8 protein-coding genes and 1 pseudogene are annotated in these 15542 nt (G+C 58.2%); all 9 read left to right on the top strand.

The annotated features are described in order from the left end of the window. Positions 1-50 precede the first annotated feature (50 nt). Complete coding sequence (locus PF1751_RS12155) at positions 51-6452, top strand: hypothetical protein (RefSeq protein ID WP_226994545.1); 6402 nt, start codon at positions 51-53, stop codon at positions 6450-6452. A 271-nt stretch (positions 6453-6723) separates the two neighbouring features. Continuing rightward, positions 6724-8046 (top strand): ABC transporter substrate-binding protein, encoded by a 1323-nt coding sequence (locus PF1751_RS12150; RefSeq protein WP_044287060.1) that lies wholly within the window; start codon positions 6724-6726, stop codon positions 8044-8046. A gap of 177 nt (positions 8047-8223) precedes the next feature. Beyond that, positions 8224-9117, top strand: coding sequence for a carbohydrate ABC transporter permease (locus PF1751_RS12145; RefSeq protein WP_029529156.1), 894 nt, complete (start codon positions 8224-8226; stop codon positions 9115-9117). A gap of 10 nt (positions 9118-9127) precedes the next feature. Further along, positions 9128-9958: a carbohydrate ABC transporter permease gene (locus tag PF1751_RS12140; protein ID WP_010210759.1), complete on the top strand. Its 831-nt coding sequence runs from the start codon at positions 9128-9130 to the stop codon at positions 9956-9958. Between the two features lie 22 nt (positions 9959-9980). After that, the gene (locus PF1751_RS12135; RefSeq protein WP_010210760.1) at positions 9981-11084 is read left to right on the top strand and encodes an ABC transporter ATP-binding protein; all 1104 of its coding nucleotides are present in this window, start codon (positions 9981-9983) and stop codon (positions 11082-11084) included. An 18-nt stretch (positions 11085-11102) separates the two neighbouring features. Then, positions 11103-12584 (top strand): mannitol dehydrogenase family protein, encoded by a 1482-nt coding sequence (locus tag PF1751_RS12130; RefSeq protein WP_038453210.1) that lies wholly within the window; start codon positions 11103-11105, stop codon positions 12582-12584. A 141-nt stretch (positions 12585-12725) separates the two neighbouring features. Beyond that, on the top strand, positions 12726-14207 hold the full coding sequence (xylB, locus tag PF1751_RS12125) for a xylulokinase (protein ID WP_044287059.1): 1482 nt from the start codon (positions 12726-12728) through the stop codon (positions 14205-14207). A 12-nt stretch (positions 14208-14219) separates the two neighbouring features. Beyond that, positions 14220-15158, top strand: a complete 939-nt coding sequence (locus PF1751_RS12120; protein ID WP_010210764.1) for a carbohydrate kinase family protein — start codon at positions 14220-14222, stop codon at positions 15156-15158. A gap of 143 nt (positions 15159-15301) precedes the next feature. Beyond that, positions 15302-15538: pseudogene (locus PF1751_RS28320) on the top strand (hypothetical protein); the annotation flags it as partial. Between the last annotated feature and the right edge of the window lie 4 nt (positions 15539-15542).

The raw sequence follows: 15542 nt of genomic DNA, 5'->3' as shown, positions 1-15542 counted from the left end.
TCATTCGTTGGATGGCGTATGTTCACACACAGATATAAGGCCCTCCACTTATGACTGGCGTTCACCGCGTTCGCTTGGCCACCTCTATTACGCCCACGGCCCCCACACTACAAAGCCTGCACGCAGCCGATGAACATTCGGTGGCCTCCAACGTCATCAGACTTTTTCAGGCTCGTCAAAACAGGCATAGAGACCGCCCGCAGCCCGAATACGCAGTCGATATGCCGAAACACGCCCCGCAGCGAATACTTGACCTGCTCAGATACACGGTGACCGACGAGCAGCCAAGTCTGGCCGAACAGATCAGTCAATTGATACAAGGCGCCGGTGAGACACTCACAGACGAAAGAGCACTGCACAACGAAGTCGAACGGCTCCTGAACCAGCCGAGCGCGCTCAATCCGCAAAAAACCTACACCCAACTGATTGACGACATACTCCAAAGCCCGGCGCGTGCCATGCCCAACAACGGCATTGGTTTTTCTCGAGTTCGCCGAGAACTGCAAAACGCCCACCCTGCGCAAAACGCGGGTAACACCTCGATCCAGCAGTTCGCCAATGCTCTGGTTGAAGACAGCGACAGCCAACTGGCGATTAATTTTGCCAATTATTTGATCCGCATTCGGGTGGATGCAATCCCATACAACCCTGCTCGTGCAGTCCCAATTGCTGTACCGCCCAGCTCAACGTTCGGCCTCGCCTGGAACGAACTGGCTGACGCGCTCGACGCGGAGCCTTTCAAAACCTTTGCCCAAACCAAAGGCATTGATATTTCCAGTCTTGTCATTAAGGCCAATGGAGACCTGACCGGCCAGAGGAACAATCAAACCTTCAGCTTCTCTTTGGCACAAAATCCTGAATGGGCCGCCGCTTCATCTGCGGTTTTGACTGCGGCAAGAAAAATGCGCGGGGACATCACGTTCCACGACCGCGAGCATGCACCCGCGGAGGATGTCGCAAGCTTTTATCTGGAGCGCGCGCCCCGCTACAACAGCGACGACACGCTGATAGCGATCGACTGGCTGATGAAAGAGAGAAACTTCCATTCGATAAGTAACACCGATACCTACTACGCGGCTCAATACGCCCCAGTCCAACAGCGCCAAAGAGAGGCAAAACAACAGGTCGCAAACCTGCCACCGCCTCAGTTGAACCGACTACTGGCCGGTTTCGAGCCCGCATCGGTGGCACAAAAGATCAAGGACGCCGATCAGACCCTGGCCCGCCTGAGCAGCCAAGCGATGGGCAAGTTGTTTGGGATCAAGATTGAAGAACTGCCCGAATATTCGACCTTCAACCTGGTACGTAACAACCTTAAGGATGTGCTGAACGGCGTTGCTTTTACAGCGTTCGCACAGGAAAAAAATCTTGAAGTGTCGAGCGTCCGGATCAATGCGGCGGACGGGGCCTTAAAAGGCACAGTCAATGGCGTCGAAACCACATTCGTGTTGAACGACCTCTCCGGTTGGTCCGAGGTCTGGCCGCAAGTACAACTGGCGGTAGAACGTATGGCGACAGGCTCAGGCGATTACGTCTTCTACCCGAGTGCACACTCTGCAGAGGTTTCAGAGGTGCTGCGTTTTTACGCGGAAGAAGGACCGCCTCAAAATGACGCTCCTAACCCTGGCTGGGCGCGAAGAGCGCGCGAAGGGAGTCTGCGCAGAAGTGCCGAAATCACCCAAGTCGACGGCTTCAAGGCATTGGTGGGTACACCCACTGACGATGCCCGCTCGCTCAGCGTGCGCGAGGTGCAGCAGGCCGTCATCTCACAGCTCACTGGGAAGCCAATGAACCTTTCGCCGCTTGAAACCCTGGCGGCGGCAGCCAAGGTCAATGTGCCACAGAGCGACCCCGCACCGCCCGTAAACGCGGCACCAGACCTCGACACCCCAGAAGACATCCTGGCACGCGCCGAAGGCGAACTGGTCGGCACTGCGCATCGCGTGATGCTTGAGCTCAAGAGCGACCCGACGCCCCCTGCCTCAAAAAAGTTTGAGCCGGTCCCGGCCAACAGCCTGTTCGGACAATGGCGCGCTTACTTGGACAAAGCCCTGAAAAGCAGCGGCTTTACCGAGTGGGCCGCGAAACAGGGCATCGACCTAAGTACCTTGCGCTTTGACCCAACGGACCGCGCACTGATCGGTAAGGTCAACGGCGTTGAGCAACGCTTTACAGCCACTGATTTTACGAAAAGATACCCGGAACAGCATTTTGACGTACTCACCCCAGTGTTGACCGCTGCCGAGGCATTCACCGCACATGGAAAACCGATCACGCTGGCTCAGGCCAACGACAGCAGCGCATCCTTTGAATGGTTGGCCAATTTTTATTCCATCAGTACCGACTACGACAGCGAGGCGTTCACACGCCATACGGAGCTGATGGGCCGAACATTGGCATTTCCAACGCCACCTGAAAACCCAGGGAAAATCGTGAGCTGGTTGAACCAGCGCAAAATCGCGTTAGGCGACAGCAATGACAGGCATGCGCTGATTCATCAGCTTAAATTCGGGAATGTTGATAACGACGCCACAACCCGCTTTACGGTGGATCCGGACTCTAGCCACCAGCCCAAGGGCACCACGACACTCCAGAAGTTTCTGTCAGACCACGGCTGGTATGGCGCCACGTCGGCCGCACAGGTCGATAATTTGTTACAGGCGTTGCAAACCCAGATCCCGCAGGCACCTGCCCTGGGCAACCAATGGGGCTTCTTGTCCACTGACTTACCGTTGAGCGCTGAGCAACGTAGCGCGGTGGGTGAGTTCGTCAAAACGTCTATTGGAAACCACAGCACCCTTCTCAGCTTCTTGAGTTCCGGGGTTTCCAACCTGAGCAGCGACCCTGATCAGGCACTGCAACAACTTCTCTCCAGTGACATCGCCCTGGAGCTCGCCACACACTTGCAAACCGCAATGAAGGGCGCTGCTACCCCAACCAGCCTAAAGCAATGGCTATTGACCGCGCTTGTGCTAGCGCTTGATCCAACGGCCGGCACCCAGCGCAATCGCGTTGCAGGTTTCGACTTCATGTGGCCTGCGAACTGGGGCTTAGGCGCTGGCAAGCTCAGTGAGCTTTTAAGCCAACATTTGGCTGATACCCAACAGGTCCCGACCCACCTTCGTCCGGCAGTCACCCGCCTATTGATGTCCGGTGCAGCGCCACATTTGCTGGTCAAAGACCTACCGTCGACGTTGAAGCTTGGTTCCCCAGAATGGGTCAACTTTTCAAGTGCGGTAAATCGAATCGAACTGATAGCCGCCGGTGCCAGCGCGAACATGACTTACCAGCAAGTCATGGACTTTCATAACATCAAGCCCATTTCAGCAGAGGAAAACCGCCTGCAGGCCGTCGCCCAACTGAACCCAGTGATTGATTGGGCCGTCATCAATAACCATCTTGGGAAAAACAACAACGACGAATATAGCCTCGAGCAGCTGAACGACAGCCAGGAAAAACTCAATATTCAGCTCAATGAGACCTCGCAAGCCAAACGTTACCTGCGAACCGTCGCCCCCCCAAGCAGAAGGGCCATGGCCCTGGCGGCATTGAAAGAAAAGTTTGGCGCAAGCATCGATTTTGAGAGGCCGGTTCTATGGGAAAAGGTGGCGGGCGGGATCTTTTCCGGTATTAACGCAAGCATCGTCGAGGTCTATGAGGCTGGCCGCCTGGGTGAAAGTTGGAGTACACAACAACCAGGCCTGAACGTCGAAGACCTGCGCAAAAAAGCACACGAGTTGCCAGATATCAACGCGCAATTCGACAACGCCATCCAGGAAGACTTCACCCCGCGCAGGCGCCATACGATTTCCCTGTTCAAAGACATGCTCAGCAAGTTGCCGTTGGAGGAGCGCAATAGCCTTAACTTTGGAACGGTGGAACTTCTGCAAGTGGAAGGGACCGCCAGTGGCATCATCATCACGTCCGTCTACGAAGGCGTGAGGCGGGATTTCGCGGTCTATCCGGCAACCGGGCAAATAGTCAGAATTCCCGACATTGATCCATCAACGCCGCTAGACAAAAAAGTCAGCGTGGCTCTCGACATGGATGCGCTCAAAAACGGCACGGAGCCCAAACAGGGCGTCACCTGCGATGTTGTATTAAGGGAAAGCGAACAATTTATCCTCAACGAGACCACAGACGGTGACAAACGCCCTGAGTTACGTGAAAGGCGCTTCCTTGAACGCAGTGCAAGTGACGCATCTTCCGTTTACGACAGCAACAGAATGGAGGACCTCGCCAAGGTGCTGGTTGACACGGTCTACCTGCGCAAAAGTACGTTTGTCGGTAGCCACCGTGGATTGCACAATGCAGTTGAACATGGCGTAGAACCCAGCGACTTCTTCAAAGGCCTCTTACGCGCCATTCCAGGCAGCAGCAGCCTTGAAGATCTTTATCACGGTGAATACGCCAAAGCAGCAGGTGACCTGCTCGTTGATATCGCGCTCTATGTGGCTACCGAAGGCGCTGGGAAAATATGGACGCTAGCAAAAACAGGTGCTGCGTGGGCGACGGCCAAGGTCTCTGCCAAGTTTGTCGAAAAGTTTGGCGCAGATGAAGCCGAGGACATTGCTCTCAAGGATATAACTGCCGCCAGCACCTCGAATTCGATCAACACATTGAGCCGAATGCAGGAAAGCCACCTTGCAGTGCAAACGGCAGATATGGCCGAGGGCAGGGTCATACGCTCCGGCACCCACAACCAAGTCAAGGTCAGCACGGTATTCCAAGACGGTAATTGGTACGCCTACGACGCCAGGACACAGGCGGCTTATGGCCCCGCCCTGGAAGGGTTTATCTCGGATACATCAGCCCCCCTGCATAAAGAGACTTTCTCCAGTGGCACTCAAGCCCTGGTCACTGAAAAGCCCCTGGCCGCCGATGCGTACACCCTCCCCCGCGCCAAGGGCTTCGACCTGGTCAATGAGGGCAAGGTATACCGTTACGACGCCAAAAATCCCAATGTGCTCACGGACTTGGAGTCGGCCGACCACTTTAGGCCCTTGGATAATTTCGAGGCGATCTGTGAGGCACCGTCCGTCGGCGGCAGAGCCAAACGCGGCACCAATGACACCTGCTTCTCCAAAATCGTTGAGAACACGCCCAACGAATTGACCCAGGAGTTGCAAGCGCTCGAGCATGTTCGCTTGTTCCCCTCGCCGTCGAAATTTCTGAGAAAGGATCAATTTGTCGTCTTCGAACGACGCCGCTACAAAGTAATTGATAGCGAGACAGGGCCACACCTTCACCCGACCCTGAACAACCAGCCCATCACCTACAAATCGCTGATTACCGGCAGCATCAAACAGGATCCACAGTTTGGCTTTTACGTTGGCCAAACCAACGAAGCACTGAACCAGGAAACGCGTGTTATCAAGCTCAACAGCATCAGCGATATAAGTGACGACAAGCGCGAAGTTCGTGCGGTCATTGTTAACGGTCGAACGCCTGGGGACTCCCAAAAATACCTGGTGATCGAGGCGGACACCGCACAGTTTTATTACGCAAAGCTGAATACAGCGTCATCCGGCGAACTCAAATTCTTTAAAACCACACCCAACGACATATCGCTCGTCAATGGTTATCGGAATAAATTCAGCATCCGCCAAGGCGTGTCCAGAACACCACTGGATGCCGAATTCATCGCCCTGCCCAAACTGGACTCGGCGCTGGCAGAACTCAAGCGGTCGGGTTACCAGAAAAAAGATGTCGATGAGTTAGGGGCCTTCGTTAAAAACATGACGAAGGAGCAACAGCGCGAGGTGCTCTATCAATTGCAACGTAGCGAAGCGATTGGCAAGACGAATATCGCCCTGAAGCCAAATCGAGTAACCGCTTTGACAACTCCCGCGAACTACTCGACTTTAACAGCCGAGCAGCAGAACAAATTCCTGGCGCAGCAGGTAAAAGACACGGTGACCCGTTCCATGACGGCCACCGGGCTAGGCCCAGGCAATAAGATACGCTCAGCATCGGATATTGCGCGCGCAGACGCCGCCAACCAGACCGTCGAATGGTTGCGTCGAAGCATTCCCAGCAGTGCGCGGAATCGCTCTGACATAATTTTGAAAGCCGGCGCCGGCAATTGCGGAGAAATGGCCCTGCTGTCGAGGGACATCATCAAAAAGAGCGGTGGCAATGCCTACGAATGGAAAGCCTCAGACGCTCATGCATTTACCGTGGTAGGCGGCCCGTCCGCGATACCTGCAGGAACAGTCGACTTCTCGGAACCGGAATGGGCGGATGCCTGGATTGTCGACCCGTGGGCCGGTATTGCCAGCCCCGCTCGGGAGTACACGCAAAAACTGAAAGAGGTCATGACTCAGTGGGAGCGTGATGGCATAAAAATAGTCGAGGGCAACAAGCCTATAAGCCCACTGGAAAAGAACTGGATGGATGCCCTTATCGTGAAACCGAAGACCCCCTATCCTCACGGCTATATCAACCCCTGACCCCTCGCCGGGCGAAAAGTGCACGCAATCCGATAGCAGCGCTTTTTGCCCAGGCCCGCCGGGCCTATGCCTTCGCCTGAACAATCACTGAAACGTTTTACCCAAGCCCGAGGGAAGTGCAAAAAAGTATCAGTACCAGTGTTCCCAAGGATTTGTCACATCGTCTTGAGAAGGCTGTAATCAACGCACACTCTTCCTGACAACCCGTAGGAAGACACAACAACAATAACTGTCCTTCTGTAGCCCCCTGGGCGCGGAAATGGAGTGCGCGATGAAGTTCACAGCAAAAGCACTGCTTGCCTCTACCTGCATGATGACCTGCATGACCCTCAGCGCCGTCAGCTTTGGCGCGCAGACCCTGACCATTGCCACCGTCAACAACAGCGACATGATCCGCATGCAAAAGCTCTCGAAAACCTTCGAGGCCGAGCACCCGGAGATCAAGCTGAACTGGGTGGTGCTCGAAGAAAACGTGCTGCGTCAGCGCCTCACCACCGACATCGCCACCCAGGGCGGGCAGTTCGATGTGTTGACCATCGGCATGTACGAAGCTGCACTCTGGGGCGCCAAGGGCTGGCTGGAGCCGATGAAGGATCTGCCGGCGTCCTACGACCTCGATGATGTGTTCCCTTCGGTGCGTGACGGTTTGTCCGTCAAGGGCTCGCTGTATGCCCTGCCGTTCTACGCCGAAAGCTCGATCACCTACTACCGCACCGACCTGTTCAAGGACGCCGGGCTGACCATGCCTGAGCATCCGACCTGGACGCAGATCGGCGAATTCGCCAGCAAACTCACCGACAAGACCAAAGAGCAATACGGCCTGTGCCTGCGCGGCAAAGCCGGTTGGGGCGAGAACATGGCGCTGATCACCACCCTGGCCAACGGCTACGGTGCGCGCTGGTTTGACGAGAAGTGGCAACCGGAATTCAACGGTCCTGAATGGAAAGACGCGCTGAACTTCTACGTCGACAATATGAAGAAATCCGGCCCGCCGGGTGCTTCCAGCAACGGTTTCAATGAAAACCTGGCGCTGTTCAACAGCGGCAAGTGCGCGATCTGGGTCGATGCCAGCGTGGCCGGCTCATTCGTCACCGACAAGACCCAAAGCAAAGTGGCTGACCATGTCGGCTTTACCTTTGCCCCCCACGAGAAGACCGACAAAGGCACTTCGTGGCTGTACTCCTGGAGCCTGGCCATTCCGACCAGCTCCAAGGCCAAGGATGCCGCCAAGGTGTTCACCAGTTGGGCAACCTCCAAGGAATATGGCGAGCTGGTGGCCAAGACCGACGGCATTGCCAACGTACCGCCAGGCACGCGCAAATCCACCTACAGCGACGAGTACATGAAGGCCGCGCCGTTTGCCAAGGTGACCCTCGAATCGCTGAAAGTCGCAGACCCGACCAAGCCGACACTCAAGCCGGTGCCGTATATCGGTATCCAGTTGGTGACCATTCCTGAGTTCCAGGCGATTGGTACCCAGGTCGGCAAGTTCTTCTCGGGCGCACTGACCGGTCAGCAGACGGTGGATGCAGCATTGACCGCCGCACAGACCACCACCGAGCGTGAAATGAAGCGGGCGGGTTATCCCAAATAGTCCAGGCTCACCACCATAAATGTGGGAGCAGGGCTTTTGTGGGAGCTGGCCTGCCTGCGATGCAGACAACTCGGTCTGTCAGTTACACCGAGATGATGCCATCGCAGGCAAGCCAGCTCCCACATTTGATCGCGCTCCGACTCTGGTTCTGCATGTAATCGACTGGCTTTGATCACCATGAATACAACCACACCCAAAAACCGCCTGGCCAACCCCGGCTGGTTCCTCGTCAGCCCCTCGGTGGCCTTGCTGCTGCTGTGGATGATCGTGCCGCTGGGCATGACCCTGTACTTTTCGTTGATCCGCTACAACCTGCTCTATCCCGGCGAAAACGAGTTCGTGGGGCTGGAAAACTTCACCTATTTCATCACCGATTCGGGGTTCCTGCCCGGCGCCACCAATACCTTACTGCTGGTGGGCAGCGTGCTGCTGATCAGCGTGGTGTTTGGCGTGTTGATCAGTGCCCTGCTGGAGGCCAGTGAGTTCCTCGGCCGCGGCCTGGTGCGGGTATTGCTGATTTCGCCGTTCTTCATCATGCCCACCGTCGGTGCGTTGATCTGGAAGAACCTGATTTTCCACCCGGTCTCGGGGATTCTCGCCGCCGTCTGGAAGTTCTTCGGCGCCGAGCCGGTGGACTGGCTGGCGCACTACCCATTGCTGTCGATCATCATCATTGTGTCGTGGCAGTGGCTCCCCTTCGCGATCCTGTTGTTGATGACCGCCATGCAGTCCCTCGACCAGGAACAAAAGGAAGCCGCGCGCCTGGACGGTGCCGGCGCCATCGCGATCTTCTGGCACCTGACCCTGCCGCACCTGGCCCGCCCGATTGCCGTGGTGGTGATGATCGAGACGATCTTCCTGCTCTCGGTGTTCGCTGAAATCTTCACCACCACCAACGGCGGCCCCGGCTACGCCTCGACCAACCTCGCCTACCTGATCTACAACCAGGCGCTGGTGCAGTTCGACGTGGGCATGGCTTCGGCCGGCGGCTTGATTGCCGTGGTCATCGCCAATATCGCGGCGATCATCCTGGTGCGGATGATCGGCAAAAACCTGACTGACAAGCCTTGAGGGCCGCGCCATGACGCTTCAACAATCCCGCCGCCTGCAAAGCCTGTTGCTCGGCACCCTGGCCTGGGCCATCGCGATCCTGATTTTCTTCCCGATCTTCTGGATGGTGCTGACCAGCTTCAAGACCGAAATCGACGCGTTCGCCACGCCGCCGCAGTTCATCTTCACGCCGACGCTGGAGAATTACCTGCACATCAACGAGCGCAGCAACTACTTCAGCTATGCGTGGAACTCGGTGCTGATTTCCTTCAGTGCCACCGCGTTGTGCCTACTGATCTCGGTGCCGGCCGCCTACTCCATGGCGTTCTACGAGACCCAGCGCACCAAAGGCACGTTGCTGTGGATGCTGTCCACCAAGATGCTGCCGCCGGTGGGCGTGCTGATGCCGATCTACCTGCTGGCCAAGAGCTTTGGCCTGCTCGACACGCGTATTGCGCTGATCATTATCTACACCTTGATCAACCTGCCGATTGTGGTGTGGATGGTTTACACCTACTTCAAGGACATTCCCAAGGACATCCTCGAAGCCGCCCGCCTGGATGGCGCGACCCTGTGGCAAGAGATGGTCCGCGTACTGTTGCCGATTGCCAAAGGCGGCCTGGCGTCCACCGTATTGCTGTCGCTGATCCTGTGCTGGAACGAGGCGTTCTGGTCGCTGAACCTGACCTCCTCCAGCGCCGCGCCGTTGACCGCATTGATCGCCTCCTACTCCAGCCCCGAAGGCTTGTTCTGGGCCAAATTGTCCGCCGTCTCGACCCTGGCCTGCGCGCCGATCCTGATCTTTGGCTGGATCAGCCAGAAACAGCTGGTGCGCGGTTTGTCCTTTGGCGCCGTTAAATAATAATTCCTAGCGGAGGCTCATCATGGCCAACCTGAAAATCAAGAATCTACAAAAAGGCTTCGAAGGCTTCTCGATCATCAAAGGCATCGACCTGGAAGTGAACGACAAGGAATTCGTGGTGTTCGTCGGCCCGTCGGGCTGCGGTAAATCCACCCTGCTGCGCCTGATCGCCGGCCTGGAAGAAGTCAGCGAAGGCACCATCGAACTGGATGGCCGCGACATCACTGAAGTGACCCCGGCCAAGCGTGACCTGGCGATGGTGTTCCAGACCTACGCGCTGTACCCGCACATGAGCGTGCGCAAGAACATGTCGTTTGCCCTGGACCTGGCCGGTGTCGACAAGAAGCTGGTGGAGAGCAAGGTCAGCGAGGCGGCACGCATCCTGGAACTGGGACCGTTGCTGGAGCGCAAGCCCAAGCAGTTGTCCGGTGGCCAGCGCCAGCGTGTGGCCATCGGTCGCGCGATTGTGCGTAACCCAAAGATCTTCCTGTTCGACGAACCGCTGTCCAACCTCGACGCCGCCCTGCGCGTACAGATGCGCCTGGAACTGGCGCGCCTGCATAAAGAGCTGCAAGCGACCATGATCTACGTGACCCACGATCAGGTTGAAGCCATGACCCTGGCCGACAAGGTGGTGGTGCTGAACAGTGGCCGTATCGAGCAAGTCGGCTCGCCGCTGGAGTTGTACCACCAGCCAGCCAACCTGTTTGTGGCGGGTTTCCTCGGCACGCCGAAGATGGGTTTCCTCAAGGGCAAAGTCACCCGTGTTGAAAGCCAAAGCTGCGAAGTGCAGTTGGACGCTGGCACGTTGATCAACCTGCCGCTGAGTGGCGCCACCTTGAGCGTGGGCAGTGCAGTGACCCTGGGCATTCGTCCGGAACATCTGGAAATTGCCTCCCCGGGCCAAACCACCCTGACCGTCACCGCCGACGTCGGCGAACGCCTGGGCAGCGACACCTTCTGCCATGTCATCACCGCCAATGGCGAACCGCTGACCATGCGGATTCGCGGCGACATGGCCAGCCAGTACGGCGAGACGCTGCACCTGCACCTGGACCCGGCGCACTGCCATCTGTTCGACACCGACGGTGTTGCCGTGGCCCGCCCACTGCGCGCTGCCGCCTGATTTCGCGAGACTTTGCTGATGAAACTGAATAAACAGAACCTCGCCCAGTTGGCACTGCAAGTGAAGCTGCCCACCTATGAGATCGCCAGTACCACGCAGGGCATCGCCCATATCGGCGTCGGTGGCTTCCATCGCGCACATCAGGCGTATTACACCGACGCCCTGATGAACACCGGCGTTGGCCTGGACTGGAGCATCTGCGGCGTCGGCCTGCGGGCCGAAGACCGCAAGGCCCGCGACGACCTGGCCGGCCAGGACTACCTGTTCACCCTGTATGAACTGGGCGATACCGACGACACCGAAGTGCGTGTGATCGGCTCGATCAGCGACATGCTGCTGGCCGAAGATGGCGCCCAGGCGTTGATCGACAAGCTGGCTGACCCGGCAATCCGTATCGTCTCGCTGACCATCACCGAAGGCGGCTACTGCATCGACGACAGCAACGGTGAGTTCATGGCCCACCTGCCGCAGATCCAGCATGATTTGGCGCACCCGAGCGCACCGAAAACCGTGTTCGGCTTTATCTGTGCCGCGTTGACCAAACGCCGCGCCGCCGGCACTCCGGCATTTACCGTGATGTCCTGCGATAACCTGCCGCACAACGGCGCCGTGACGCGCAAGGCGCTGCTGGCCTTCGCCGCCCTGCACAATGCCGAACTGCACGACTGGATCAAGGCCAACGTGAGTTTCCCGAATGCCATGGTCGACCGCATCACGCCGATGACCAGCACCGCGCACCGCCTGCAATTGCATGATGATCACGGCATCGACGATGCCTGGCCGGTGGTGTGCGAACCCTTTGTGCAATGGGTGCTGGAGGACAAGTTCGTCAACGGTCGCCCGGCCTGGGAAACGGTCGGCGTGCAGTTCACCGATGACGTCACCCCCTATGAAGAAATGAAGATCGGCCTGCTCAACGGCAGCCACCTGGCGCTGACCTACCTGGGGTTTCTCAAGGGTTATCGGTTTGTGCACGAGACAATGAACGATCCGGTGTTTGTCGCCTACATGCGCGCCTACATGGACCTGGACGTCACGCCTAACCTGGCACCGGTGCCGGGCATCGACCTGACGGACTACAAGCAGACGCTGGTGGATCGCTTCTCCAACCAGGCGATTGCCGATCAGTTGGAGCGCGTGTGTTCGGATGGCTCGTCGAAGTTTCCCAAGTTCACCGTACCGACCATTAACCGGTTGATCGCCGATGGCCGCGAGACTGAGCGCGCCGCGCTGGTGGTGGCGGCCTGGGCGTTGTATTTGAAAGGTGTGGATGAAAACGGGGTGAGCTACAAGATCCCGGATCCGCGGGCTGAGTTTTGCCAGGGGCTGGTGAGTGATGACGCGCTGATCAGCCAACGCCTGTTGGCGGTGGAAGAGATTTTTGGTACGGCTATTCCCAACTCGCCTGGGTTTGTGGCAGCTTTCGAGCGCTGCTTTGTCAGCTTGCGTGACAACGGCGTCACCGCAACACTGCAACATCTACTGAAGAAACCGAATTAAATAGGTGGGAGCTGGCTTGCCTGCGATAACGATCTATCAGTCACATCATGGCTAACTGGACCACCGCCATCGCAGGCAAGCCAGCTCCCACCGTTGATAGGGTTTCCACTTCAAAAAAACAATACTGCTGAGCAAATCCTCATGACCCAGCAAAACCTGTTTCTCGGCATCGACTGCGGCACCCAAGGCACCAAGGCCATCGTCCTCGACGCTTCCAGCGGCAAGGTACTCGGCCTGGGCGCTGCGGCGCACACGCTGATCAGCGGCGCCAATGGCCGTCGCGAGCAGCACACCCAGGAATGGCTGGACGCCTTTACCGAAGCCACCCACCGCGCCCTGCAACAGGCGGGCGTGGATGGCCAGGACATCCTCGGCATCGGCGTTTCCGGCCAGCAACATGGTTTGGTGCTGCTGGATGACCAGGGCCGCGTACTGCGCCCGGCCAAGCTGTGGTGCGATACCGAGACTGCGCCGGAAAACGAGCGACTCTTGCAGCACCTGGGCGGCGAAAGCGGCTCTCTGGAACGCCTCGGTGTGGCGATTGCCCCGGGCTACACAGTGTCCAAGCTGCTGTGGACCCGCGAACAGCACCCGGACATTTTTGCGCGTATCGCGCATATCCTGCTGCCCCACGACTACCTCAATTACTGGCTCACCGGTCGCGCCGTCGCGGAATACGGCGATGCGTCAGGCACCGGCTACTTCAACGTGCGCACCCGTGAATGGGATGTGGCGCTGCTCAAGCACATCGACCCGAGTGGGCGCCTTGAAAACGCCTTGCCGCAACTGATCGAGGCCGATCAAAGCGTCGGCACGATTCTTCCGGCAATTGCCGAACGCCTGGGCATCAACCCCAATGCCATCGTTTCCAGTGGTGGTGGTGACAACATGATGGGCGCCATCGGCACTGGCAACATTGCGCCTGGCGTGATCACCATGAGCTTGGGTTCATCGGGCACTGTGTATGCGTTTGCCGACCAGCCGAGCGTAAGCCCGCAGGCGTCGGTCGCCACGTTCTGCTCATCCAGCGGTGGCTGGCTGCCGCTGATCTGCACCATGAACCTGACCAACGCCACCGGGGTGATCCGCGAACTCTTCGATCTGGACCTGACCGCGTTCAATGCCTTGGTCGAGCAAGCGCCGATTGGCGCGGACGGCGTCAGCATGCTGCCGTTTCTCAACGGCGAACGCGTGCCCGCCCTGCCCCACGCCACCGGCAGCCTGCACGGCCTGACCATGACTAACCTGACCCGCGCCAACCTGTGTCGCGCGGTGGTCGAAGGCACGACCTTCGGCCTGCGCTACGGCCTGGATTTGCTGCGTCAGACAGGGTTGCAAAGCCAGAGCATCCGTTTGATCGGTGGCGGCTCGAAAAGCCCGGTCTGGCGGCAGATGGTCGCCGATATCATGAACACCGAAGTGGTCTGCACCGAACAAAGTGAAGCCGCCGCGCTGGGCGCCGCGATTCAGGCGGCCTGGAGCCAGTCCGGCGAGTCACTGGCCAGCCTGTGCGACAAATGCGTGAGCGTCGACCCGGCCAGCCGCACGCTGCCGGTAGCGGCCAGTGTCAGCGCATATCAACAAGCCTACGAGCGCTACCAGCAGCTTGTGGCAACCCTATAAGAGCGAACGACTATGTATCTGGTGTGTGGTGAAGCGCTGTTTGATTTTTTCAGCGAGGAAGATGCCAGCGGGCAGGCGTCCAAGGTCAATTACAAGGCGATTGCCGGCGGTTCGCCGTTCAACGTCGCGGTAGGCTTGCGCCGCCTGGGTATCGAGGCGGGCTTGTTCGGCGGTTTGTCCACTGACTTCCTTGGTCGCCGCTTACTGCAGGTGCTCAAGGATGAGGGCGTGAGCGAGCAGTTCCTGGTGGAATTCGCCGCGCCGACCACCTTGTCGATGGTCGCCGTGGGCGCCAATGGCTCACCGCAGTACAACTTCCGTGGTGAAGGCTGCGCCGACCGACTGCTGGAAGTCGCCCATCTGCCTGAGCTGGGTGATGACATTCGCGGCCTGCATATCGGCTCGTTCTCCCTGGTGGTGCAACCCATCGGCGACACCCTGCTGAGCCTGGTCAAGCGCGAAAGCGGCAAGCGCCTGATCAGCCTCGACCCCAACGTGCGCCTCAACCCGCAGCCGGATATCCAGCTGTGGCGCGACCGCGTGGCAGAGCTGGTCAAGCATGCCGACCTGATCAAGGTCAGCGACGAAGACCTGCACCTGCTCTACCCCGAACAGTCCCCTGAAAGCGTGTTGCAGGGTTGGCTGCAGCACCGTTGCCAGTTGGTGTTCCTGACCCAAGGCGGCGATGGCGCCAGTGTGTTCAGTCGCCAGCACGGCCACTGGTCACAACCGGCCGTCAAGGTGGTGATGGCCGATACGGTGGGGGCCGGCGATACCTTCCAGGCCGCGTTGATTGCCTGGTTGACCGAGCAACAATTTGACTCGATTGACGGCCTGCAGCAGCTCAGCCGCGACCAGATCGACGCCATGCTGGGCTTTGCGATTCGCGCCGCGGCATTGACCTGCACCAAGACCGGTCCAGACCTGCCTTACCGCCGCCAGGTGAGTTGAACCCAGCAGCAACATGAGCAATGTGCCACCACGCAGGCCACGTATTCCGTGGCCTGCGCGCGTTTATACACACATTGCCAAGCGGGAAAACTGTGCTAAACCCAAAACAGGAGCAGTAATTACAACAAATGCAGGAAAGACCCATGCAAAAAAGCAACGGTTTATCAACCCGCGCCGTTTTAGCTGTCGGCCTTCTCTCACTGCAGTACACCACACCACAACAGTCCTACGCTGCCTGCGCACTCACTCCCGGCCCGGGCAACGACACCTTCATCTGCGACAGCGGCAGCAGTGCCGGCCTGACCGATCTCCTGGGCAATAACAGCCTGACGCTGCCCGCAGGTGGCACCGGCACCATCAACGGTAAGCGTCTACTTGGCGGCA

Source organism: Pseudomonas simiae (assembly GCF_000934565.1).
In the GTDB taxonomy this organism is placed as follows: Bacteria; Pseudomonadota; Gammaproteobacteria; order Pseudomonadales; family Pseudomonadaceae; genus Aquipseudomonas; species Aquipseudomonas simiae.
Note: the sequence above shows the minus strand (reverse complement) of the source record. Positions and strands in the feature narration are given on the sequence as shown.

Coding starts and splice junctions, on each gene's coding strand:
- PF1751_RS12140 (WP_010210759.1), top strand. CDS start 9,128: ATGACGCTTCAACAATCCCGCCGCCTGCAAAGCCTGTTGCTCGGCACC.
- PF1751_RS12130 (WP_038453210.1), top strand. CDS start 11,103: ATGAAACTGAATAAACAGAACCTCGCCCAGTTGGCACTGCAAGTGAAG.
- PF1751_RS12150 (WP_044287060.1), top strand. CDS start 6,724: ATGAAGTTCACAGCAAAAGCACTGCTTGCCTCTACCTGCATGATGACC.
- PF1751_RS12120 (WP_010210764.1), top strand. CDS start 14,220: ATGTATCTGGTGTGTGGTGAAGCGCTGTTTGATTTTTTCAGCGAGGAA.
- PF1751_RS12145 (WP_029529156.1), top strand. CDS start 8,224: ATGAATACAACCACACCCAAAAACCGCCTGGCCAACCCCGGCTGGTTC.
- PF1751_RS12155 (WP_226994545.1), top strand. CDS start 51: ATGACTGGCGTTCACCGCGTTCGCTTGGCCACCTCTATTACGCCCACG.
- xylB (WP_044287059.1), top strand. CDS start 12,726: ATGACCCAGCAAAACCTGTTTCTCGGCATCGACTGCGGCACCCAAGGC.
- PF1751_RS12135 (WP_010210760.1), top strand. CDS start 9,981: ATGGCCAACCTGAAAATCAAGAATCTACAAAAAGGCTTCGAAGGCTTC.